Origin of the sequence: Streptomyces sp. NPDC087215, from assembly GCF_044744885.1 — a bacterium.
GTDB lineage: Bacteria > Actinomycetota > Actinomycetes > Streptomycetales > Streptomycetaceae > Streptomyces.
This window is the reverse complement of sequence record NZ_JBIUZD010000006.1, coordinates 237,004-259,702: the sequence shown is the minus strand read 5'-3', so window position 1 is coordinate 259,702 and position 22,699 is coordinate 237,004. Positions and strand designations below refer to the sequence as shown.

General features: G+C 73.2%; 20 protein-coding genes. 11 read left to right on the top strand and 9 right to left on the bottom strand.

Features of this window, described 5'->3' with window-relative positions; translation table 11 throughout:
* Position 1: 1 nt before the first annotated feature.
* Positions 2-502: a hypothetical protein gene (locus ACIO92_RS18690; RefSeq protein WP_351795943.1), complete on the top strand. Its 501-nt coding sequence runs from the start codon at positions 2-4 to the stop codon at positions 500-502.
* A 15-nt stretch (positions 503-517) separates the two neighbouring features.
* Positions 518-883: an RNA-binding S4 domain-containing protein gene (locus ACIO92_RS18685; protein ID WP_366441867.1), complete on the top strand. Its 366-nt coding sequence runs from the start codon at positions 518-520 to the stop codon at positions 881-883.
* A gap of 62 nt (positions 884-945) precedes the next feature.
* Here the strand turns inward: ACIO92_RS18685 and ACIO92_RS18680 are convergent, their stop codons facing one another.
* The 3 genes from ACIO92_RS18680 to ACIO92_RS18670 all read right to left on the bottom strand — a co-directional run bounded on the left by ACIO92_RS18680 (position 946) and on the right by ACIO92_RS18670 (position 6,729).
* Entirely contained in the window at positions 946-3,147 is a 2,202-nt protein-coding gene (locus tag ACIO92_RS18680) for a germacradienol/geosmin synthase (RefSeq protein ID WP_366441866.1), read from the bottom strand.
* A 161-nt stretch (positions 3,148-3,308) separates the two neighbouring features.
* Positions 3,309-5,234 (bottom strand): N-acetylmuramoyl-L-alanine amidase, encoded by a 1,926-nt coding sequence (locus ACIO92_RS18675; protein WP_402282026.1) that lies wholly within the window; start codon positions 5,232-5,234, stop codon positions 3,309-3,311.
* 370 nt (positions 5,235-5,604) lie between these two features.
* Positions 5,605-6,729 carry an aminoglycoside phosphotransferase family protein gene (locus ACIO92_RS18670; protein WP_366441865.1) on the bottom strand — a complete coding sequence of 375 codons (1,125 nt, stop codon included), beginning with the start codon at positions 6,727-6,729 and terminating at the stop codon, positions 5,605-5,607.
* 234 nt (positions 6,730-6,963) lie between these two features.
* Here ACIO92_RS18670 and ACIO92_RS18665 point away from each other — a divergent pair, with 234 nt between their 5' ends.
* A complete protein-coding gene (locus ACIO92_RS18665) occupies positions 6,964-8,457 on the top strand; it encodes a hypothetical protein (RefSeq protein WP_401237165.1) in 1,494 nt (497 codons plus the stop codon).
* A gap of 151 nt (positions 8,458-8,608) precedes the next feature.
* On the opposite strand, the gene ACIO92_RS18660 is transcribed toward ACIO92_RS18665, so the two are convergent.
* Entirely contained in the window at positions 8,609-10,096 is a 1,488-nt protein-coding gene (locus tag ACIO92_RS18660; protein WP_402282029.1) for a PP2C family protein-serine/threonine phosphatase, read from the bottom strand.
* A gap of 425 nt (positions 10,097-10,521) precedes the next feature.
* On the opposite strand from ACIO92_RS18660, the gene ACIO92_RS18655 reads away from it, so the two are divergent.
* The 3 genes from ACIO92_RS18655 to ACIO92_RS18645 all read left to right on the top strand — a co-directional run bounded on the left by ACIO92_RS18655 (position 10,522) and on the right by ACIO92_RS18645 (position 14,616).
* Positions 10,522-11,613: a hypothetical protein gene (locus tag ACIO92_RS18655; RefSeq protein WP_402282031.1), complete on the top strand. Its 1,092-nt coding sequence runs from the start codon at positions 10,522-10,524 to the stop codon at positions 11,611-11,613.
* A 1,504-nt stretch (positions 11,614-13,117) separates the two neighbouring features.
* Positions 13,118-13,627, top strand: a complete 510-nt coding sequence (locus ACIO92_RS18650) for a GNAT family N-acetyltransferase (RefSeq protein ID WP_366441862.1) — start codon at positions 13,118-13,120, stop codon at positions 13,625-13,627.
* A gap of 68 nt (positions 13,628-13,695) precedes the next feature.
* Positions 13,696-14,616, top strand: coding sequence for a carbohydrate kinase (locus tag ACIO92_RS18645; RefSeq protein WP_366441861.1), 921 nt, complete (start codon positions 13,696-13,698; stop codon positions 14,614-14,616).
* Between the two features lie 73 nt (positions 14,617-14,689).
* Here ACIO92_RS18645 and ACIO92_RS18640 read toward each other — a convergent pair whose 3' ends face one another.
* Both ACIO92_RS18640 and ACIO92_RS18635 read right to left on the bottom strand, forming a co-directional pair.
* Positions 14,690-15,043, bottom strand: coding sequence for a DUF805 domain-containing protein (locus ACIO92_RS18640; RefSeq protein WP_366441860.1), 354 nt, complete (start codon positions 15,041-15,043; stop codon positions 14,690-14,692).
* A gap of 190 nt (positions 15,044-15,233) precedes the next feature.
* Complete coding sequence (locus ACIO92_RS18635) at positions 15,234-15,614, bottom strand: SPW repeat protein (protein ID WP_366441859.1); 381 nt, start codon at positions 15,612-15,614, stop codon at positions 15,234-15,236.
* A gap of 355 nt (positions 15,615-15,969) precedes the next feature.
* Between ACIO92_RS18635 and ACIO92_RS18630 the strand changes: the two genes are divergently transcribed.
* The 4 genes from ACIO92_RS18630 to ACIO92_RS18615 all read left to right on the top strand — a co-directional run bounded on the left by ACIO92_RS18630 (position 15,970) and on the right by ACIO92_RS18615 (position 19,863).
* Complete coding sequence (locus ACIO92_RS18630; RefSeq protein ID WP_366441858.1) at positions 15,970-16,341, top strand: cupin domain-containing protein; 372 nt, start codon at positions 15,970-15,972, stop codon at positions 16,339-16,341.
* A 308-nt stretch (positions 16,342-16,649) separates the two neighbouring features.
* Positions 16,650-16,913: a hypothetical protein gene (locus ACIO92_RS18625; protein ID WP_366441857.1), complete on the top strand. Its 264-nt coding sequence runs from the start codon at positions 16,650-16,652 to the stop codon at positions 16,911-16,913.
* A gap of 625 nt (positions 16,914-17,538) precedes the next feature.
* On the top strand, positions 17,539-18,120 hold the full coding sequence (locus tag ACIO92_RS18620) for a fasciclin domain-containing protein (protein ID WP_402282035.1): 582 nt from the start codon (positions 17,539-17,541) through the stop codon (positions 18,118-18,120).
* Between the two features lie 171 nt (positions 18,121-18,291).
* Positions 18,292-19,863: a molybdopterin-dependent oxidoreductase gene (locus ACIO92_RS18615; RefSeq protein ID WP_402282037.1), complete on the top strand. Its 1,572-nt coding sequence runs from the start codon at positions 18,292-18,294 to the stop codon at positions 19,861-19,863.
* A 154-nt stretch (positions 19,864-20,017) separates the two neighbouring features.
* Here ACIO92_RS18615 and ACIO92_RS18610 read toward each other — a convergent pair whose 3' ends face one another.
* Together ACIO92_RS18610 and sigK are read right to left on the bottom strand one after the other, a co-directional pair.
* Positions 20,018-20,770 (bottom strand): anti-sigma factor domain-containing protein, encoded by a 753-nt coding sequence (locus tag ACIO92_RS18610; protein WP_402282039.1) that lies wholly within the window; start codon positions 20,768-20,770, stop codon positions 20,018-20,020.
* Complete coding sequence (gene sigK / locus ACIO92_RS18605) at positions 20,767-21,357, bottom strand: ECF RNA polymerase sigma factor SigK (RefSeq protein ID WP_366441853.1); 591 nt, start codon at positions 21,355-21,357, stop codon at positions 20,767-20,769. Before sigK ends, ACIO92_RS18610 begins: the two co-directional genes overlap by 4 nt.
* 350 nt (positions 21,358-21,707) lie before the next feature.
* Between sigK and ACIO92_RS18600 the strand changes: the two genes are divergently transcribed.
* Complete coding sequence (locus ACIO92_RS18600) at positions 21,708-21,992, top strand: chaplin family protein (RefSeq protein WP_402057256.1); 285 nt, start codon at positions 21,708-21,710, stop codon at positions 21,990-21,992.
* A gap of 223 nt (positions 21,993-22,215) precedes the next feature.
* Here the strand turns inward: ACIO92_RS18600 and ACIO92_RS18595 are convergent, their stop codons facing one another.
* A complete protein-coding gene (locus tag ACIO92_RS18595) occupies positions 22,216-22,659 on the bottom strand; it encodes an ATP-binding protein (RefSeq protein ID WP_401237173.1) in 444 nt (147 codons plus the stop codon).
* Between the last annotated feature and the right edge of the window lie 40 nt (positions 22,660-22,699).

The following is a 22,699-nucleotide window of genomic DNA, read 5'->3' as shown; positions in this document are numbered from 1 at the left end:
TATGTCCTTCCTCCGCCGCCGCAGCGCCGCCACACCCGCGGGCCCGGACTTCGACGTCCTGGCCATGGATCCGGGAGACTGGCCCGGTAACCTCGGCGCCGGTCTGCTGCCCGCTCCCGACGGCTCCTGCCAGGGCGTCTTCCTCCGGTACGACCTCTTCGGCGGCCGCGGCCCCGCGATGATCATCGGCAATCTGCCGCAGGGCTCCCCGGCGCGGGAGCTCGCGGACGGCCAGATCCCCTTCGAGGTGGCCCAACTGCTCGACGCCCTGGAGAACGACGAGCCGATCGAGGTCCTCGACACCGAGGACGTACCGGTGATGCAGGGGGACAACCTCCTCATCGTGCGCCGTGTCAAGCTCTCCGAGAGCCGCATCTCCTGCGTCCAGTTCGACCGCAGCGACAACGTCCTGGTGACGATCGCCAGTTGGGACCGGCCGATCACCGACGACCTGTACGCGCTGCTCAAGCCGCTGCCCGCCGAGCTGTTCCAGCAGGGCTGACGGGGAGCGGGGCCGATGAGCGCGCGCGTCGACAGCTGGATCTGGGCGGTCCGCCTCACCAAGACCCGCCCGCAGGCCGCCGCGGCCTGCCGGGCCGGGCACGTCAAGGTCAACGGGGAGCGGGTCAAGCCCGCCCAGCCGGTGAAGCCGGGCGACGAGGTCCGGGTCCTGCACGGGGGCCGGGAGCGGATCGTCGAGGTGAAGGAACTCCACACCAAGCGGGTCGGCCCGCCGGTCGCCGCCGAGGCCTTCGTCGACAACAGCCCGCCCCCGCCGCCGCGCGAGCAGGTCGCCGTCGCCGCGGTCCGCGACCGGGGCGCGGGACGCCCCACCAAGCGGGACCGCCGCGAGCTGGACCAGCTGCGCGGCCGCGACGCCTGAGCGCGGAGACCCGGCCCGTGGGCCGCCCCCCGGAACCGTGCGGGGAGCGGCCCACCGCCGTGTCAGCGGCGCACCGTGGACCCGATGAGCGCGCCGATCCGGACGGCCGACGTGCCCAACCCTGTCGGACCGTGTCCCAGCAGCGGGGTGCCACTGCCCGCGTGAACGTCCTCGGCGCCGTAACGGCTCACCTTCCGGTGCCAGTTGAGGATGCCCGCCAGCCAGTCCTCCAGCTCGCGCAGATACGCCTCGAAGGCCGCCCGGCCCGCCGCGTCGAGGCCGAACTCGGTGTAGAGCATGGGGATCTCACGCTGCTTCAGATGCTCGTACTGGCTCAGCCTGCCCCGCATCAGGTCGTGGAGCATCGCCATGGCCGTCGGGTAGTCGCAGTCGAAGAACTTCTGCAGCACCAGGATCCCGTTGTGCACTTCGCCCTCGACCTCGACCTCCTTCTGGTAGGAGAAGAGGTCGTTGATCAGTGCCCCGTAGTCCATCACCGCGTTCTCCAGGGCCCGCACGGTCCCCGACCGGTACAGCTCCGGCGGCAGCTCGCCGGAGTGCCGCAACCGGCAGAGCAGCATGGTCAGTTCGGAGCCGAAGGTGCTGCGGCGCATCTCGATGTAGTCGACCGGGTCGGGCACCCGGTGCTGCGCCTGGTTGTGCAGCTCCCACATCCAGCTCTCCAGCATGACGTCGAGGGCGTACCGCAGCTGGGTGCGGGCCTCCGGCGGCATGGGGCCCGCGGTCCGGGACCAGAGGTCCGCCAGGGACCGCTCCATCGGGTTCACGGCGTGCGCCGCCCCGGTGGCCGGATCGTCGGTCGGCAGGCAGGCCTTGAACCGTTCGGTCTGCTCCCGTGCCCCGGCGAGGTCGCGCGGCCGTCCGAAGACGAACGGGTAGTAGTCGTCCCCGTAGGTGCCCCAGGTCAGCCACTCGGCGCTGAGTTCCAGCTCCTCCAGGGTGGCGTCCGGGTCCAGCCCCGCCGAGCACAGCGCCAGGTCGAAACCCTCCGCGAGCGGCCGGTCCCAGAGGTCGTCCAGGAGTCCGAAGCCCTCGGCCCAGTCCAGGGAGCGCCGCCGGGCCTCCGCGTGGTGCGGGCTGAGCGTCAGCGGGTACGGCAGCTCGAAGTCGGGCAGGAGCGAGGGCCCGACGGGCTGGTGCGGCACATGGGTGAGGGTCCGCAGCCGGGCCGCGGCCGGGCGGCCGAAGAGTGTGCGGACGTCGAACGCGGACGTGCCGATGACACCGCCGAGGTAGGACGGTGCGCCGACCATGCCCTCGTTCATGTAACGGCTGGAGCGCATGTGCCATTCGTGGCCGCCGGACTGCCAGTCCTGGAGTCCCTTGGCGTACGCGGCGACGGCCGCGCATTCGGCCGGGTCGAGCCCCTTCTCGGCGGCGAGCGGCGGGACCTCGGTCAGCGCGGTGTTCTCGAACTGCTGGAGCCGGGAGGTCAGCAGGTCGTTGACGGCTTCGGCCGCCTGCTGGGTGGTGCAGCCGAGGAAGCGTTCCAGCACGAGCACGCCGTTGCTGTTCTCGCCCTCCTCCTCCACCTCGCGCTGGTACGAGAAGAGGTCGTTGCGCAGGTGGACGGCGTCCGAGAAGGAGTCCCTGAGCACCCGCAGCGGCCGGGAGTGAGCGACTCGGGCGGGGACCTCGGCGCCCGCCGCGTACTCGACGAGCCCGGCGGACCAGGGAGCGCCGCCCACCTTGCGTCGCATCTCGATGTACTCGACGGGGTTGGCCACCCGCCCGTCGTTGATGTTGTCGAGCTCCCAGAGGGACTCGTACAGCAGGTGCTCGGTGGCCTCCGCGAACCGGACGCGCCAGCCCTCGGACATCGAGGGAACGGTTCGCCGCCAGAGGTCGGCGAGCCCCGCCTCGACGGGGTTGGTCGGCTCGGGCATGTCGACGGCGGGGTCGGCGGGCATGAACGACGGCAGCCGGTCCAGGTACTCCTTGCCGCCCGTCCGGTCCTGGGGACGCTTGAAGACCTCCAGGAAGTGGTCGTCGAAGAAGAACACCCACGTGTACCAGTCGGTGACGAGGTCGAGCGCCCCGGCGTCGCAGTCGGGGTGGGTGTAGGAGCAGAGCAGCGCGTAGTCGTGGGAGTCGAGGTCCTCCTGCTCCCAGACGCCCGAGCCCTCCAGCATCCCCATCGTCCGTGCCCACTCCCGGGTGTGGGTGCGGGCGGTCTCCAGATGGGGGTTGAGCCGTGCCGGATACGGAACATAGAAATCCGGCATAACGAAGGGCTGTGGCATGTGCGGAAGTGCCTTCCGGTGAAAGGGCGCTGGTTGTCCGGCCCACCTTTACCCGTCGCCCGTACGGCGCACGTGATCTCTTGAATAGTCCTATGAACGCCAGTGGGGTGGCGCTGGATCAGGAGTCCGGCACCACCCCGCGCCTTTCGGTCAGCCTCTCGTCAGGCTCGGGAAACCCGCACGTCAGCGGCTTTCACAAAGGCCACGCGATGGCCGAACTGGATCAGGTAGTACTCCTCCTGACCCCGGACGACCTTGTGCCCGCCAGTGTCGAACGTAGGAGCGAAGAAGTACTCGCCCGGGTTACGGTCGCCCACCACGTACCGCTGCCCCGCGAGCAGCTTGTACGGCAACGGCGACACCGCCTGCACGGGCACCCCCGCCGGATACGCCGACGCCTCCGGGTACGCCCTCCCGTACACCGGCACTTCCGCGAGCCCCTTCCTGGGCGTCAGGACGAGCCCCCGGGAGTTCACCGCCGTCGGCTCCTTCCGCGGGTTGGGGAACCACGCCTTCTGCCCGAGGTACCAGATCGCCGTCCAGTCGCCCCGGCGCTCCGCCACCGCGTAGCTCTGCCCCGTCGAGGCGCGCGCCCCGGTGTCGCCGATCTCCGTGGTGGAGTCCTGCCCGCCCGGCCGCAGCCCGATGTCCCGCACCAGGGGCGCGTCGGAGCTCGGCGCGGTGCGCAGGCGCACGGCCCCGCTCCCGTGCGGCGCGCACGCCTCGCCCGCCGTCGCACAGCCCGTGTAGACCGGCCGGTGGGACGTGTAGTCGGGCCGGATCGTCACCACCCCGGCGTCCGGACCCGCGCTCGGGGTGAACGGACGGCCGAGCAGCCGGAAGTAGTGGGCCCAGTCCCAGTACGGCCCCGGGTCCGTGTGCATGTTCTTGATCGTGGACGTCACCGTCCCCGGCACGTTGTCGTGGCCCAGGATGTGCCGCCGGTCGAGGGGGATGTCGTACCGGGCGGCCAGATACCGCACGAGCCGCGCCGACGAACGGTACATCGCCTCCGTGTACCAGGAGTCCGGCGAGGTCAGGAAGCCCTCGTGTTCGAGCCCCACCGACTTGGCGTTCACGAACCAGTTGCCCGCGTGCCAGCCCACGTCCTTGAGCGGCAGGTGCTGGGCCACATGCCCGTCCGAGGAGCGCAGGGAGTACTGCCACGACACGTACGTCGGGTCCTGCACCAGCTTCAGGGTGGTGTCCCAGGTGGCCTCGGTGTCATGGATGACGATGTAGTCGACCGACTGCGACACCGGCCGGTCCGCCTTGTCGTGGTTGCCGTAGTCGCCGTCGCCGAACTCCTCGTACGGCGCGGGCACCCACTCGCACGCCACCGTGCGGGGACACTCCACCGGACCGTCGGCCGGACGGCGCAGCCCGAGCGCCGCGAGCTGACCGGTGACCGGCGCCACCCCGGGCGCCGCCGCCAGCCGCACCGCCTGCCCGCTGTCCGTCGTCCGTGACTCCCCGGTCCTGATCACGTCGAACACGTCGTCCGCGTAGGTCGCCGCCGTCGCCGAGTCGTCCGCGCCCGAGTACCGGGCCACCGCCCCGTACCAGTCGGCCGGGTCCGCGCTCGCCGGGAGCCCGGCCTCGCGCTGCGCGGCGGCCAGCAGGGCCGCCCCGCCCTCGATGTTCGCCGCCGTGCCGGTCCGCAGCTCCTCCGCCGGGATGCCCGACAGGGCCGAGGCCCGGTCGAGGGTCCGCAGCCGGGGAGGCGGCGACGAGCGGTCCGGCACGGCCGCCGGGACCCGCGCGCCGGTGCGCACGGCGCGCGAGGAGTCGCCGCGCGCGTCCTCCGCGCCGTCCGAGTGGTGCGGGACCTCCCCGGCCAGCGCCGTCACCGCGTCCGTCAGGTGCATCGGCCCGTATCCCCCGGTCACGCTGGGAGCACCGTCGTGGGCGTCCCAGCGCGACTGGAGGTACGAGACGGCCAGCAGCACGCTCTCGGGTACGCCGTGCCGCGCGGCGGCTCGGGCGAACTGCCCCTGGAGGACCCCCGCCCCGGGCGTCTCGGCGCCCGCCGGAGGCGCGGCGGACAGCAGGGGCAGCAGCAGGGCGGCCGACGCGAGCGCGCCCACCGCCCTGGGGACACGTGGTGCCGGGGTACGTCCCGGGGACGTGGAACGGAGCAAGGCAGCCTCCTGAGGTGGGGTGACACGGGGGCGTGCGGGACCGAACCCGTACAGGGGTATCGGCTCCCGGACGATCCGTCAATCACACCTCGCGTCCAGAAAGTTCCCACGTCAGAGCGGGAACGGAGGCCATCCGGAGGAGTTTCGCGGCGCCGGGGCCCCGGGCCTGGGACGCGTCAGAGGCGTGGACCAATGGCCGCGCGGCACCGCCTCACGGGCAGGACCCCGGGGTCCGGACGCGCCGATGCGCCGCGTCCCGGTGTGTCGGCACCGGGCGCACGGCGCACCCCCCGTTGTCGTCGACCGGACCGGCGCCTCAGCGCGTCCCGACCGCCGCGCGCACGGCCCGCCGTGCCATGGCGCAGTCGTCGTGCAGCCGCCTCAGGAGCAGCCGCTGTTCCTCCCCGGGAGCGAGCGCCCCCGTGGGCACGGGTACCGAACCGGCCGGCGGAGCCTCCTTCATCGTGCGCTGCACCGCCGTCTCGTAGGTCCGGATCTCCCGTGTCAGGACGATCATCAGGTTCACCAGGAACGCGTCCCGGGACGCGGGCCCGGCCTGCTGGGCGAGCTGGCTGATCTGGCGCCGGGCCAGCGGCGCGTCGGCGAGCACCGTCCACAGGGTCGCCAGGTCGTACCCCGGGAGGTACCAGCCCGCGTGCTCCCAGTCGACGAGCACCGGACCCGCCGGGGAGAGGAGGATGTTGGAGAGCAGGGCGTCCCCGTGACAGAACTGCCCCATGCCCTGACGCCCGCCCGCGTGCGCCAGACCGCGCATCAGCTTCTGCAGGTCGTCCCGGTCCCGGTCGGTCAGCAGCCCCAGCTGGTGGAAGCGCGCGATCCGCCTGCCGTAGTCCAGGGGCGCGTCGAACGTCCCGGCCGGCGGACGCCACGCGTTGAGCCGGGCGACCGCGCCCAGCGCGGCCCGCACGTCCGCCCGGGGCGGTGCCTCGACGGGGTGGCGGGAGAGCGCCGCGGCCCGCCCCGGCATCCGCTCGATCACCAGCGTGCAGTCCTCCGGGTCCGCCGCGATCAGCCGCGGCGCCCGCACCGGCGGACGGTGCCGGACGAAGGAGCGGTAGGAAGCTATCTCGTGCCGGAACCGCTCGACCCACGCGGAGGAATGGTCCAGTAAGCACTTCGCGACCGCCGTGGTCCGCCCGGTCGTCCCGACGACGAGTACGGAACGCCCGCTGCGACGCAGCACCTGCACCGGCCGGAACTCCGGACAGATCCGGTGCACCGAGGCGATGGCCGTCTTCAGCTGGGCCCCCTGGGGGCCGGACAGGTCGATCCGTCCGCTGACCGGCTGGGTCCCCGCGCCGACCCAGCGCCGTGGCCGCAGGGCCTGCGGGGCGGGGGCGAGATAGGGACCCGTGCCGGACGGGACGGTGCGGTGCTGGGGCCGGGGCGGGGCGGACACGGAGGACGATGCTGTGTACATGGGGGGTGACAGATCCCTTCGTGTGCCGACGAGTTGCGTGCGTCGCCCCGCCCGCCGCCGGTCCGCACCCTGGGGAATGAGGGCCGGTCGGCGGGGCGGGGTGGCGCGTTCCTACCTGACACCCGGGCGCGGGTGGCGGAACATCGAGCGCACCCTGGCGAACCCTGGCGAATTGTCGCCAGGCCTATGACAGAGGGCTACTGTCAACTCAGCCGAGAACCTGGGGGCTTAGACGTGACCGGACAAACCAACACCCGCCTGTCAGACCTGTTCGGCCTGGCCGGATGGTCCAAGGGCGAACTCGCGAGACTGGTCAACCGGCAGGCGGCGGCCATGGGCCACCCCCAGCTGGCGACCGACACCTCGCGGGTGCGGAGGTGGATCGACCGGGGCGAGACCCCGCGCGATCCCGTCCCCCGGGTGCTGGCAGCACTGTTCACCGAGCGACTCGGCCGTGTCGTGACCATCGAGGACCTCGGGTTCGTACGGCGCGGGCGCAGTGGCAGACGGCAGGACGTCAGGGCGACGGAGAACCCTGACGGGCTGCCCTGGGCGCCCGACCGAACGGCGGCGGTCCTCACCGAATTCACGGGAATGGACCTCATGCTCAACCGACGCGGCCTGGTGGGCGCGGGTGCCGCGCTTGCCGCCGGCTCCGCACTCAGCAACGCCATGCACGACTGGCTGCGGAACGACCCCGCACGCCTGCCCGGCCCCCAGCGGGCCGTCGATCCCCTGCACGCCGACCCGGCGGGCTTCGACCGCTACGAGGCCGCCCCCATCGGCTCGGAGGAGATCGAGGCCCTGGAGCACTCGGTGGAGGTGTTCCGCGCCTGGGACGCCTCCCGGGGCGGTGGCCTCCAGCGCAAGGCGGTGGTCGGCCAGCTCAACGAGGTGGGCGGGATGCTCGCCTACCGGCACGCCGACCACCTCCAGCGGCGCCTGTGGGGCGTCGCCGCCAATCTGGCCGTCCTGGCCGGCTGGATGTCCCACGACGTGGGTCTCGAACCCACGGCCCAGAAGTACTTCGTGATCGCCGCGCACGCGGCCCGCGAGGGCGGCGACCGGCCCCGGGCCGGGGAGGCGCTGTCCCGGGCGGCCCGTCAGATGGTGCACCTGGGCCGTCCCGACGAGGCCCTCGACCTGATGAAACTCGCGCAGGTCGGCTCCGGTGAGCGGGTGCTGCCCCGCACTCGGGCGATGTTCCACACGATCGAGGCCTGGGCGCAGGCGTCGATGGGCCGGGGACAGGCGATGCGCCGCACCCTCGGCGAGGCCGAGGAACTGTTCGTGTCGGACCGGCACGACGAGAAGACCCCGAGCTGGATGCAGAACTTCGACGAGGCCGACATGCACGGTATGCAGGCCCTCGCCTACCGGACCCTCGCCGACCACGACCCGTCGGCGGCGGTGCCCGCCCAGCGCCACGCCAAGCTCGCCCTGGAACTACGGCGCGGCGGCCACGACCGGTCGAAGCTCTTCGACCACATCTCCCTGGCCTCGGCCTGCTTCATCGGCGACGACCCCGAGCAGGCCGACCGCTACGCCCGGCTCGCCCTGATGTCGATGGGGGAGACCTCGTCCCACCGCACCTGGGACCGGCTCCGCGAGATGTACCGGCTCACCGGCCAGTACGCGGGCCACACCAGGATCGAGCACCTGCGCGAGGAGATCGCGGATGCCCTGCCGAGGTCCCCGGTCAACCACCCGAGGACGGGGCAGGCCTGAGCGAAGCTCCCGAGGCGCGGGACGCCGACGGACCGACGGTCTACGGAGATACGACGGGTCCACGACGGACGACGACCGCCTTTCGGGGTGCGCCGGGTCTTCACCGTGCGACGGCCCCCCGCCGTGCGCGGCTCCGCGAGGGGTACGGGGGTCAGCTGCCGACCCTGACCACCATCACGCAGGCGTCGTCCTCGCGCTGCTCCTCGCCGAACTCCCCGACGACCGCGCGCAGCGCCTCCTGGGCGTCGCGCGCCGCGACGAGCCGGTCGCCGAGGGCCAGCAGCCGCCGGGCCCCCGTGTCGTCGTCCGTGGCGCCACCGCCACGGTTCAGTCCGTCGGTGTGCAGCACGAGGACGTCGCCCGGCAGCAGCCGGGTCTCGGTCTCGCCGTACACCGCACCGGTCGTGGCCCCGAGGAGGACACCCTCGGGCCTGCGGAGCACGTGCCCCGTCCCGTCGCGGAACAGCAGCGGGGCGGGGTGACCGGCCTGCGCCCAGGTCAGGGCGTGGGTCACCGGGTCGTACCGGCAGCACATCGCACTGCCGAGGGCGGGCTGCGCGGAGGATTCCAGGAGCTGGTTCAGGTGCCCCATCAGCGCGGCCGGGCGGATGCCCGCGACGGCCATGCCGCGCAGCGCGCCGAGGAGCATCGCCATCGAGGAGGTCGCGGCGACCCCGTGCCCGGTCAGGTCGCCGACGCTGAGCAGCGCGTCTCCGTCGGGCAGGGTCAGCGCGTCGTACCAGTCGCCGCCGATGAGGTCGGGGCTGGCGGCGGGGAAGTAGTGGGCCGCCACGTCCAGCGGGGCGGGACCGTCGTGCGCGAAGCGGAGCGAGCCGCGCCACGGCGGCAGCACGGCCTCCTGGAGCTCGACGGCGACCCGCCGCTCGGTCTGCTCGATGTGGCGGCTGCGCTCCAGACGGTCCCGGCTCTCCCGGACCGCGCGCTGGCTGCGCCGGAGCTCGCTGACGTCACGGAGGACGGCCCACATGGAGGCGGTGCAGCCGTCGGCGTCGAGGACGGGTTCGCCGGTCATGTGGACGGTGCGCAGGGACCCGTCCGTCCGGACGATCCGGAACTCGCCGTCGATCGGCCTTCCGTCGATCAGACAGTCCGTCACCAGGCTCTGCAGCAGCGCCTGGTCGTCCGCGAAGATCATCGTGGGCATGTCGTCCAGCGACATCGGACCGCTCTCGGGCGCGCGTCCGAAGATCTGGAACAGTTCCTCGGACCAGCTGACCTCGTCCGTCAGCAGGTTCCACTCGGCGCTGCCGACGCGGGAGAGCAGCGAACCGGTGCGCGGCGGGGCCGCCTGCCCGTAGGCGGTGCCGGGGTCGGTCGTGAAGCCGCCGCCACCGGCGCCGCCGTCCGGTCCGGTGCCGGCGTCCGTCCCGGGGGCGGGCCCTTCGGGGGCTCCGGCCCGGAGCTGGCCCAGATGGGACCCGAGGTCGTCGAGTTGATGGACGGCCAGGTCGCACAGGGCGCGCTGCCACCGCTGCCGGGGGTCGTCCTCGTCCGCCACGGCGTCCTGACGGACCGCGGCGAGCTCGCCGCGCAGACGGGCGGCCTGGGAGATCAGAGCGTCCACCGTGCCCGGCTCCGGCTGCTGGGCGGGGTGGTCCGCGGACAGGGGGGACGGCATGTCGTACTCCGATACAGGCGCGGTACGGCCAGGCCAAGTGGAAAGGGCAGGCCCGTACACGACTGTCGCACAGCGTGCGACGGGCCGTAAGGGATTTGGCAACACTCGATCCGGTGGTGCTCACGGCATATGCCAAAGGCTCGGCGATTATCGGCCAAGCCGCGACGCGTTACGGTGCGGGGGTGGTGGACGACGACGGGATCGGCACGGTGGGCACACGAGCGGACACGCCCGTGAAGGCGGTGGGGAACGTGACAACGGGCCCCGCGAGGGCGGTGGTTACGCCGATGACGGACGTGACGAGAGCGGTGGGACCGATGGACGTGACGGATGCGGGAGCAGGGGTGGCCGGGACGGTCGGAGCATCTCGAAACCCCGGAACGCCCGCGATAACAGGGCGAGTCGGAGCACCCGGAGCGCAGGCCGTGCCACCCGGCGCGCCGGTCGCGCCCCCCACGGCGGCCCCCGTCGGCGCCGCCGTCCTGCTCGCCGCCGCACCCGCCGGGCGCGGGCGGGTCATGGACGCCGCCTCCGTGCTGCCCGCCCTCGCGGCCGTCCCGCCCGGGGTCCTCACCGGCACCCCCACGGCCACCGTCGTCGAACTCGCCGACCCCCTGGACCCGCAGACCGTACTGACCCGGCTGCGCGCCGCCGCCGCGCACCCGGGGCCGCTGCTCGTCTGCCTCGCCGGTCAGCTCCACCTGGACCGCCGCCAGCGACTGCCGCACCTCGCGCTCGCCCGTACCACCACCGCGACCCTCCGCTACACCGCGCTGCCCTGGCACTGGCTCACCGGGGAACTCGGCGCGCGCGCCCCCGGCACCACGACCGTCGTCGCCGACCTCGCGGCCGACGCCGCCGTGTGGGAGCGGCTCGCCACCGCGCCCGAACTGCTGCACCTCGGGCCCGGCCCGACGCTCTACGCCCGGGTGACACCACCCCCGCGCCGGGGCGACAGCGCGAGCCCCGACTATCTGCGGGCCTGGGCGGAGTCGTGGCGCTCGGGGGCCCGGCTGCCGTACGCCACCCTGCACGCGGAGGCCGCCGTCCGGACGGCGGGGGCCGTACCCGCCCCGCTGTTCCTGGCGCCCGTGCCCGCGCCCGCGTCGGACCACGACCCGCACCCCACGATCCTGGCGGCGGCGACGGCCGGACGCCACGGGGAGGCGGCGGCGGTGGCCGCCGCCTGGGAGAGCGAGGCGCTGCGCCGCCACGGCCCCCGGTCGCCGGAGGCCGTGCACTGGACGGAGGTCCGGGCCGATCTGGCCCGTCTCGCCGGGGAACCGGCCCGCAGCTGCGAGCTGTGGCTGACCGCCGCCGAGGCCAGGCTGAGCCTGCGGCAGCCGACGGACGACCCGGACGTCGAGGGGGCCGTGGACCGGGCGCACCACCAGTGGGAGCAGATCGCCGACCCGGCGCGGGCCCGCGCGCTGGGGCCCGCGCTCGTCGCCCTGCGCCGCCGGGTCCCGGGCCGCCAGCCCGGCGCCCTGGCGGCACTGACCCGCCGTCTGGGCTGAGGGGCCCGCCCGTGGGACGCCCGGCCCGCGCGGTCAGCGATCGGGCGAAGGACTCGTCCAGCCACGGCGAGGCGAACTGGTCGTCGCCGACGATCCCGTAGAACCACTGGTGGGCGATCTCGTGCACCGCGGCCGATCCCTCCGGCTCGGTCCTGAGCAGGACGAGACCGGGGAACTCCATGCTGCCGAAGTCGTCCGGGTGGTCGCTCATGACCGGGTCGAGCTCGCCGTACGGACGGCGTCCGAACCGCGCGCCGAAGCCGGTGACCGGGCCGACGGCCTCGCGCAGGTCGACGGCGACGCCCTCGGGCGGGGTGGTGCCGGTCCAGAAGGCGTTGAGCCGGACCCCGTCCGGTGTGGTCACCGTCCGCGTACGGAACGGGCCCGCCGCCCGCGCGAAGCCCCGCACCCCGCGCGCGATCCCGGTGGTGACCGTACGGCCCGGGGCGCCCGCGCGCCGGGTGGTGGTGCCCGTCGAGGGGACGACGAGCGCGGTGGGATGGTCGAGGACGCCCCGGAAGTCACCGGCCAGGGTCAGGAAGCTCTCGCCGAAGCCGACGTCCGGATCGAGGTGCGGCCCCCGCGCGTCCCCCACGGGCAGGAGGGGCAGCGCGTTGCCGGGGAAGCGGTACGCGCCGTCCCCGCCGAAGCGGTGCACCCGGTCCGGGACGGCGATCGGGACGTCGAAGGAGACGCTCGCCCGCTTCCCGTACGCCGACGGGGCCGCCAGGTCGATGCGCAGCGCCGCGCGGCCGACGGTCGGCGTGCGCGGGGTTCCCCCGGCGACCGCGCGGACCCCGACCGGGGACGGCCGGGCGGGAGTCCCGCAGCCTTCGGTGCCGTTGCCCCAGAGACGTCCACCGAACGCAGCGGTCCGCGCGAGGAGTTGTGGAAGGACACCGTCTGACGCCCGGCCCGGTGGGAGCCGTCCTCGTAGGCCCGCAGCCCCACGTCGCACGAAGGGCGGTCGGGTGTCCCCGCCGGAGGGCCGCGCGGGGCGGTGCCGAGGGGGGAGGGCCCGGCCGTCGTCGGGCGCGACGGGGCCGGGGGACTCCCGGGGCCCGTGGGGCCCCGCACCGCGGCCGTCCACGGGGCGAGCAGGAGGACCGCCGCGAGGACGAGCGGTGGCACCCGTCCGTACCTGAACCTGAGAGAGGTCATGGCAGGCACGCTAGGACGGCCGTGCTGCCGAAGGGTGGATTCCCGGTCCGGTCGGGACGAGACCCGGTCAGGGGCGGGCCCGGCAGGAAGGCGGGCCCGAACGGTACGCCCCTGACCGCGCGGGGAGGTACCAGGAAGGTCATGGCGATGGCCCGTCGCGCCCCGCCCGCGAGGGGAAGTGCGGCGGGGTACGCGGCGGGGCCCTCTCCCGGGGGCACTCCGCCGTGTCTGTCTTCCCGGGGCGCGCGGGCCTGCCCCGCCCGGCCCGTCTCCCGGATACGTGGCCGGGCCTCCGTGCCACCGGTCGTACGGGTCACCCGGCGCGGCTGAGATGATCGGGGGCATGTCCGCCGCACCGCCCCCGTCCCCGACCCCCGCGCCCGGCTCCTTCGTCACCGAGCGGCTCGCGCTGCGGCCTGTGCGGGCCACCGACGTACCGGTCGTCACCCGGCTCTGGACGGACCCCGAGGTGCGGCGCCATCTGGGCGGGCCCGTGACCGAGCACGTCGTACGGATCAGGCAGCGGCGTGTCGTCGGGGCGCCGGGCGTCCACGCGGTGGTGCGGGCGGCCGACGGAGCGCTGCTCGGGATCGTGACGGTGGAGCCGGAGGCGCGGGACGGGGAGACGGAGGTCTCGTACCAGTTCCTGCCCGAGCACTGGGGGCACGGTTACGCGCGCGAGGCCGTCGCCGTCGTCCTCGACGCCGTGCTCCGCGAGGTGCCGAGCGTGGTCGCGCTGACCCAGCGGGCGAACCACCGCTCCCGGCGGCTCCTGGAGGACGTCGGCATGGAGCACGTCTCCTCCTTCGTCGAACACGAGGCCCACCAGGTCCTCTACCGGCGCCACCGCTGAGACCCCCCGCCGACCGCCGCAGCCCCGGCCCGGACCCGGGCCGTGCCCCCGACCGAGGAGACCGCCCCATGTCCTTCCTGGTGATCGGCGAGTGCGTCGCCGACATCGTCCGCGCCCCGGCAGGTTCCGGCGCCGCCGACCGGGTCCACCCGGGCGGCAGCCCCGCCAACGTCGCCCACGGTCTCGGACGGCTCGGCCGGGACGTCACCCTCCTCACCCAGCTCGCCGACGACCCCGCCGGGCGGCTCATCGCGGCGCACCTCGGGGCGGCGGGCGTCCGGGTGGAGGTCGGCGGAGCACCGCCGCGCACCCCTTCGGCCGTCGTCGGCCTCGACGCGCGGGGCGCCGCCACGTACACCTTCGACATCGCCTGGACCCTGGCGTCCGGGAGCCCGGCGGAGCTGACGCCCGCCCATGTCCACATCGGCTCGATCGCCGCCGTCACCGAACCCGGCGCCGCCACCGTCCTCGCCGAGACCGAACGGCTGCGCGGCCGGGCGACCGTGAGCTACGACCCCAACGTGCGGCCCGCGTTGATGGGGGAGCACGCGGTGGCCGTCGCCAGGGCCGAGCGCTGTGTCGCCCTCGCCGATCTGGTCAAGGCGAGCGACGAGGACCTGGCCTGGCTGTACCCGGACGAGGACCCGGAGGCCGTGGCCGCCCGCTGGCTGGCCCTCGGACCGGCCCTCGTCCTCGTCACCCGGGGCGCCGGGGGCTCGGCCGCCGTCACCCGGCGGCACACGGTCCGTTCCGCCGCGCCCAGGGTCGTCGTCGTGGACACCGTCGGTGCCGGGGACTCCTTCATGTCCGCCGTCCTCGACGCCCTCGCGGGCCGGGACGCGGCGGCGCTCGGCGCGCTCCCGGCCGACGCCCTCGCCGAATTGCTGGCGACGGCCGGGGCCGCAGCCGCCGTGACCGTCTCACGGGCGGGTTCCCAGCCGCCCGACCGGGCCGAACTGGACGCCGCCCGCGCCGCGTTCGCCCCCTAGCCCGGATGTGGAAGAGCCCCGGAAGGAATTCCTTCCGGGGCTCTTCCACATCCGGGCGGTGGCGGCGGGACCGTCAGTGGGCGGGAGCCAGCTTCGGGTTCGGGCCGTGCTCGTTCTCGTGCTGGTCGCCCTCGATGCAGGCGAAGACGACGAGCACGACGAAGCCGACGACCGGGACCAGACCGATGAGCACCCACCAGCCCGAGCGGTTGGTGTCGTGGAGCCGTCGGACCGTCACCGCGAGGGTGGGGACGATGACCGCGAGGGCGTAGATCAGGCCCAGCACCGTGATGTCCGTCGCGGAGCCGATGATGCCGAGCACGATCGACGCGATCACGTTGAACAGCTCGAACATCCAGAATTCCTGGCGACGGGCCCGACCGTTGAAGACGGCGTACTTCTTGAAGACTGCGAGGTACCAGTTCACTTTGTCCCCCCAAGGACTGGGTGTGAGAGCAGGAGCCTGTCCCTGTGGAGCAAGCTTTACGCAGAACTTAGGTGGCTGAAACCACATGGGTCAATTCGTTACCGGGCAGTGGCTGTTCCGAAGCGGAAAGCAGTGGAACGGCGGCACCTCGGGGGAGGGGCGCCGCCGTTCCGGTGGATGTGTCGGAATGTCACGTCCTTCGCTTGCTCATGAGAAGTCCGCCCGCCGTGAGCGAGAACAGGCAGACACAGGCGCCGGTGATCACATTGCTGAGGACCGTGCCCACGTCGGGGCCGCGCGCGACCACCCACGGGGAGACGATCAGCCACGCGCCCATCAGCAGGACGACGAAGTTCAGGTCCTGCGACCGCTCGGGGACCATCGACATGCACAGGCCGAGGACCGCGAGCGCGATGCCCACGACCAGGTTGCTGACGGCGAGTTGGGGATGGGTGGCGGAGAAGTGGACCGTCCACGCCGAGATCGCGGCGTAGACGCCGGCGAGGATCACCAGCTCCTCGACCGCCGCCACGCCTCGGGTCTGGAGCATACGGGCATATCGGTCCCGCATTTCCGGAGCGTCGGGGTGCCCGGCGATATCACCGGGACGGTGAGAGACGTCGGCCATACGACTCGCCTCCTTCTGGCGTCCTGCACGTCTGGCCGTACTCGCGGCACATGATGCCGCTGCTCCATTGTGCACTTATCTGGACTTTATGTACAGATATGTCCGGTGAGTGGAGTGCACAGAATTCAGGTGGTGAATGTGCGGGGAACTGCCAAATGAAGGTCTGCGTTCAGTAAAAATTCAACGTGAAGGAGGATCGATTCCTCGTCGATCTCATGTGAGGTGGCCTTGGCATCCCCGGCGTAGCCTGGAAGAGGACTCGGGGAAAACGGATTGTCCCCATCGCCGGGAGCGAGTGATGACCGGCATCGTACGAAGAAGCTTCGACGCGGCGGACGAGAGCCGCCCGTTCGAGGAAGGCAAGGGCAGGCTGGACCTGCTCACCACCGAGCGCGGGCCGGTGGGGCGTGCTCTGTTCGAGCCGGGCTGGAAGTGGTCGCTGCACGTCAAGCCGATCGCGGGCACCGAGAGTTGCCTCGCGGGGCACGCCGGGTACATGGTCAGCGGCAGGCTGATGGTCGTCATGGACGACGGTGAGTCGATGGAGTTCGGCCCCGGTGACTACATGGAGATCGCCCCCGGCCACGACGCGTGGGTCGTCGGCGACGAACAGGTGGCGTTGGTGGACTGGGTCGGATACGGCGACTACGCCAAGCCGTCCTCCGGCTGACGGTCTTCTCGGGTCTGCCTCCCCGGCCCGGCCCGCGCCCTCCTCCCGTCCCGCTCTCCCCTCCTCTTCCGGCCGACGTGCCGATTCCCCCTCCTCAGGCCGTCGCCGGGGGCGGCCGCGCGGGCGGCCGGGGCGACCCGGACCGCCCGCCGTGGTCGGAGACGTACCGGCCCGTCCCGGTCGGCCGCCGCGGAAGCCGGGGCGGCGCACGGACACCGGCCGCGGTGGCCCCCGTGCCCGGTCCCGTGCCCGGTCCCGTGCCCGGAAAACCGGAGGCCGCGTACCGAGGGCGGCGGCAGAATGCGCGCATGACGCTTCGGAGCGGACAGGACCAGGACCCGCAGGTCCGGGAGGTCCAGCGGGACCACGTGCGGCAGGACCGGCCGGACGGACAGGACCGGAACCAGTGGGACGGCCGGGACCGGCAGGACGGCCGGGACCAGCAGGACCAGCGGGACCAGCGGGATCAGCGGGACCAGCGGGATCAGCGGGACCCGGACCCGCGTACGGCCGTGCCGCGCACCGCCGATGAACGCACCACGCTCACCGCCATGCAACGTCCTGGCCGGTGAGGACAGCCGAAGTCCCTGGACCCTGCCGGGTGGGACGGTGCGGGTCTCCTTCACGACGCCGACCAGCCCCCCCCGCATCCGTGCCACCGGTTTGCCCCCGTACGGCACTGGCCACTGACCTTCTCGGCGGCCGGTGCCGAGCCCCCCGTCAGGTGTTTCCGGCCCCGGCCGTCGAAGGCTCGGGGCCGTTTTCTTCGGACGCCCGGGGTGCCGGAGAGGGTTCGGGGCAGGTGCCGGGGAGGGAATTCGGGTGGGGACCAGTCCGGCGGGGGCGCGGTTCCGAATCAGGGGTGAGGTCGCAGCCGCTTCCGGGTCAGGGAGCGAAAGCCCTGGACCGGTAGTGGTGCGACCCGGTGCAAGCCGTCGTCCGAGGGATGACCGTATCCGCGAAGCGGATGGTCCGGGGGCGCGCTTGTCCCGTCGGCGGATCGGTCGAGCCGCGGGGGACGCGATCGGCGTGTGTGGGTCTGAGCCACCGGTAGAAGTGGCGCCCGCACCGGTCGTGTTCCGTGACCCCGGCCCGTCCGTCCCGCCACCGGCCGCTTCGGCCGTCGTTCGTTCCCCGGCCCGTCCGCCGTACCTTGCCTTTCGGCGGACCGGCCCGCCTCCTGGAGGAGGAACCGGCATGACCACCACCCGTATCCGCCGCTCCGCGCTGTTCGCGGCGGCCGCGTTCATCCTGCCCGTCACGCTCGGCGTGGCTGGTCCGGCCTTCGCCGACTCGTCCCAGCCCGCCCCCTACGGTCCGGCCTGCGCGTCGGTGCCGACGCAGGGGGCCGGGAGTTTCGACGGCATGGCCAAGGACCCGGTCGCCACCGCCGCCTCCCACAACCCCGACCTGTCCACCCTGGTCGCCGCGGTGAAGAAGGCCGGACTCGTCGACACGCTCAACAACGCGCAGAACATCACGGTGTTCGCGCCGACCAACAAGGCGTTCGCGAAGATCCCGAAGGCAGACCTGGCCAAGATCCTCGCCAACAAGACCGAGCTGACGAAGATCCTCACCTACCACGTCGTGGGGGAGAGGCTCACCCCGAAGCAGATGGAGAACGGCACGTTCAAGACCCTTGAGGGCGGCACGCTCACCACCAAGGGGTCCGGATCGTCGTTCACCGTCAACAAGACCGCGAAGGTCGTCTGCGGGGGCGTCCAGACCTCCAACGCCACCGTCAACATCATCGACACCGTCCTGACCCCGCCCATGTAGGCCCTCCGGCCACCCACCGTGGCGCCGCCGACCGCCCGCGAGCGACCGGCGGCGCCACGGCACTGCCGGGAGCTGCGGGAGCGGCCCCGGGACGGCCGGCAGGGTGAATCCCGGCGGGGCTGCCCGGACCGTACCCGCGCGGCACGCCATCCGCGGGGTCTGATCAGTGGCATGAGCACCTCCCCGAACCCGTGGGTACGTCGTCTTCTCGGCGCCCTGAGCGGACTGCTGGCCGGATTCGCCGCCCTGGCCGTCGCCGAACTCGTCGCGGCGGCGGTGCGGCCCCAGGCGAGCCCGGTCGTCGCGGTGGGCGGCGCGGCGATCGACCGGACCCCCACGCCGGTCAAGGACTTCGCGATCCGGCACTTCGGCGAGAACGACAAGCTCGTCCTCCAGCTCGGTATCCTCGCCACCCTCGCTGCCCTCGCCGTCGTCCTCGGACTGATCGCCCTGCGGCACCGCAGGACCGGCTCGGCGGGCGTCCTGCTGTTCGGGGTGGTCGGCGCCGCCGCCGCGCTCAGCCGTCCGGGCTCGGGCGTCGCCGACGCGCTGCCCTCGCTCGTCGGGGCCGTCGCCGGAGCGGGAGTCCTGTACTGGCTGACCGGCCGACTCACCGGACCCGTCGCCCACGGCGAAGCGGAGCGTGAGGAGGGCTGGGACCGGCGCGGTTTCCTCGTCGCCGCGTCCGCCGCCGCACTCGCCTCCGCCGGTACGGGCGCCCTCGGCCGCTACCTCAATTCGATGAGCGGCCAGGACGCCGTCGCCTCCCGCAACGCGGTCAGGCTCCCGCGCGCCGCCTCCCCCGCGGCACCGGTCCCTGCCGGGGCGCGCCTCGGCATCCCCGGGATCTCCTCCTTCTTCACTCCGAACGGCGACTTCTACCGGGTCGACACCGCCCTCGTCGTCCCCAAGGTCGACGCCACCACCTGGCGGCTGCGTATCCACGGGCAGGGCGTCGCACGGCCACTCAGCCTCTCGTTCGAGGACCTGCTGAGAAGGGAGCTGATCGAGCGGGACATCACCCTGACCTGCGTGTCGAACGAGGTCGGAGGTCCCTACGTCGGCAACGCCCGCTGGATCGGGGTCCGCCTCGCCGACCTCCTGCGCGAGGCGGGTGTGAAGCCGCCCTCCCTCGGTGGGCCCGCCGATCAGCTGGTGGCCCGCTCCGTGGACGCCATGACGATCGGGAGCCCGGTCGAGACCGTGATGGACGGCCGCGACGCGATGCTCGCCGTCGGCATGAACGGGCAGCCCCTGCCCTTCGAGCACGGCTTCCCCGTGCGCATGGTCGTCCCCGGGCTGTACGGGTACGTGTCGGCGTGCAAGTGGATCCAGGACATCGAACTCACCACCTTCGACGCCTACGACCCCTACTGGGTCCAGCGGGGGTGGGCCCGGAGGGGGCCGATCAAGACCGAGTCCCGTATCGACACCCCCAAACCCTTCGCCAACCCCCCGGCGGGCACCGTCATGGTCGCGGGCGTCGCCTGGGCCCAGCACCGAGGCGTCGAGCGCGTCGAGGTACGCGTCGACGACGGCCCCTGGAACCCGGCCGACCTCGCCGCCCAGGACACCCCCGACACCTGGCGCCAGTGGTCGTACCGCTGGAACGCCACCCCCGGCACCCACAGCCTCGCCGTCCGCGCCACCGACGGCACCGGACAGACCCAGACCAGCACACGCACCGACACCTTCCCCGACGGCGCCAGCGGATGGCACTCCGTCGTCGTCACCGTCACCTGACCCACACCCGAAGGGGGCGAACCCGGCCCGGAACGACGACACCGGAGCAGCAGGGAGGGCCCGCACGGGTGCCCTCGGGAGCCGTACGAGATCCCCGGCGGCGGCCCGCTTCAGCGGCCGGGGCGGCGGCGGCCACCAGGCCCCTCCCGGCCGGTCAGGTGGGCATGTTCATGAGGAGCAGGGGGGCCGTGGTGGGCTGGGGGGAACCTCCGGCGGGTTCGAGGGTGAGGCCGAGCGCGGTGGCGTCGGCGGGATCGCCCGTGAGGGCGACCGTACCGTCCTGGTGGATGAGTCCGGCGGGGCGCATGGTGCCGTCCTGCTGGAGCCAGAGCTGATAGGTCCTGCCAGGGGCGGGTGCGGACAGGCCGCTCGCGGTGAACACGGCCCGGTTCTGGTGCGCGGAGGTGACGACCGTGGCGAGCGCGCCGCCGGTGGTCGTACCGTGGGCGGTCCGGGCGTCGGGGGCCGCCAGGACACCACTGACCGCGTCGAGGTTCTGCTGGGTCTGCCGCGTCTGCTCCTGCGCCTGCTGGACTTCCTGGCTCTGCCAGGCGGCGAGACCGCCGAAGGACACGGCGGCGGCCAGGCTGGCGGCGAGGCCCAGGTGCAGGGCCCGGCGGCGCAGCCACTTTCCGGGCGCGGCGGGCACGGGCGCGGGGGCGAGCCGCGGGGGGAGCTGGCGGACGCCGTCCACGGCGTCGAGGGTGCGCTGTCTCATGGCGGGCGGGGGGTTCCGGGACGCGGCGGAGGCCAGGCGCGCGGTGGTCGCCCGGAATTCCGCGACCTCTCCCATGCAGGTCTCGCACTGCGCGAGGTGGTGGGTGAACGTCTCGGTCTCGTCGGGATCGAGGGCGTCGAGGACGTAGGCGCCGACGAGGCCGTGGAGGTCGGGTGCGTGCTGGTTCATGTGGTCACCCCCATGCAGTCGCGGAGCCGGATGAGCCCGTCGCGCATACGTGTCTTGATCGTGGAGAGCGGAGTGCTCAGGGTTTCGGCGACCTCACGGTAGGTGAGGCCCCCGTAGTAGGCGAGGGTCACGGCCTGGCGCTGGAGTTCGGTCAGCCCGCGCAGGCAGCGGCGGACCTGTTCGCTCTCCAGCCGGGTCTCGACCTGCTCGGCGACCTCGTCGAAGGCGGTCCGGTGCTCACGGGCGGCCTGGGCGTGTTCGCGGTCCGTGGCGGCCTGGACGGAACGGACCCGGTCCACCGCCCGCCGGTGGGCGATGGTGGCGGCCCACGCGGTCACCGGGCCGAGGTCGCCCCGGTAGCGGGCGGCCTGGCTCCACAGGTCGATCATGGCCTCCTGGGCGACTTCCTCGGCCTGGGCCTGGTTGCGCACGACCCTGATCACGATGCCGAAGACCATCGGCACGAGCGCGTCGTACAGCTCGGAGAAGGCGTCCTTGTCTCCCTGGGCGACCTGCCGCATGACGGCGGAGAGATCGGGACGGGACGGCTTCGCGCCGCCGCCGTCGAAGGGGAAGGGCCGGTTCACCGGCCGCTGTCCGGAGGGTGTGACCGGACGGAAGGGTGTGACCGGACGGAGACGCCGGATGGCGCCGGTCGGGGGCGGGGTGTCCATCGCATGTCGGTCCTTGTCGCTGGAACGGTGTCCGGGGTACGGCCGGGGCCGGACGGTCCGGGCGAGGTGGCGGGCGGGGTGGTGAGGTGGGCCTGAAAGGTCTTCGTAGCGGACAGGCGTGCGGATAGGGGGCGGTTTCGTCAGCACGGGGCCCGATACTGCCCCGATCGGGTGAACAAGATGCACCCGGCCCGTCCAGCGGCCCCGGCCGTCACGAAGGAGCGGCGAGGAGGGACGGTCACCCCGTCTCCCTCACCGTCCGTGTGATCCGCACCCGGACGGTACGGAACTTCCTCGGAGACAGCGCGATGACCGGTGTGCGCGGCGGTGTGACGGTTGCCCTGGCGGTCGGCGGCGCGGTGACGGGCGGGGCCTCGACCGCGGTGGCCCGCACGGGAGCGCGGGGCCCGGCCGCCCGTTCGACCGGCGTGGGCTGGGGCGATCCGATCCAGGTCCCCGTCCGCGCCCCGGTCGACTCCCGCGGGAGGACCCTCGGTGCCGTCGGAGTGCTGGACTCCGCCTCCGGCGACACCCTCGTCGACGCCTGACCGGCGGCGACAGACTCCGGCCCGTTCACCATGGGGATGGCGCGGGCCGGTGACCCCCACCGGGGTGGGCAGGGACAGTACGGGCCTGTCCCGAACGCAGAGCCGTGCCCGGTGGAGGTCGGTCGCGGGTGGCCGGGGCATCAGCCCCGGCCACCCGCTTTCCTCTTCCCCCTGCTCCGTGCATCACGGCATGTGTCCCGGCGTCACGGCACGTTTCCCGTAATTACGGCGGCCAGGTGAGGACGGCCATGACCTCCTTGCCCCAGCGGGACCTGCTGACGCGCACCTCGGCCCCGAGGGCCTCGACGATCTCCAGGCCCCTCTTGTGCGGGGACAGGTCCCCATGGACCCGCGGTCGCCCCGGGCCCCACCGGGAATGGTCGCTGACGGTGACACCGGCGCGTCCCTCCTCCACGGTCACGGTGAGCGCGTAGGGAGGAGCGGCGTGGAGGAAGGCGTTGGTGGCGAGCTCGGAGACCACGAGCAGGAAATCCGCCGCGACACCTTCCGGGCAGGACCGGCCGTACGAGCTGAGGACCCTGTCGGCGGTCCGCCGGGCCTGTCCCACGGCGGACGGGTCCGCCGGGAGAGGGCGGTGCACGGTGCGCGGCGATCTGGGAGGTGCGCGGGTGGTCCCCGTCGTGGACGGCGCAGAGATGATCTTCATGGCGAATCCCTCATGGTCCGAGATGAAATCCGAGATGCTC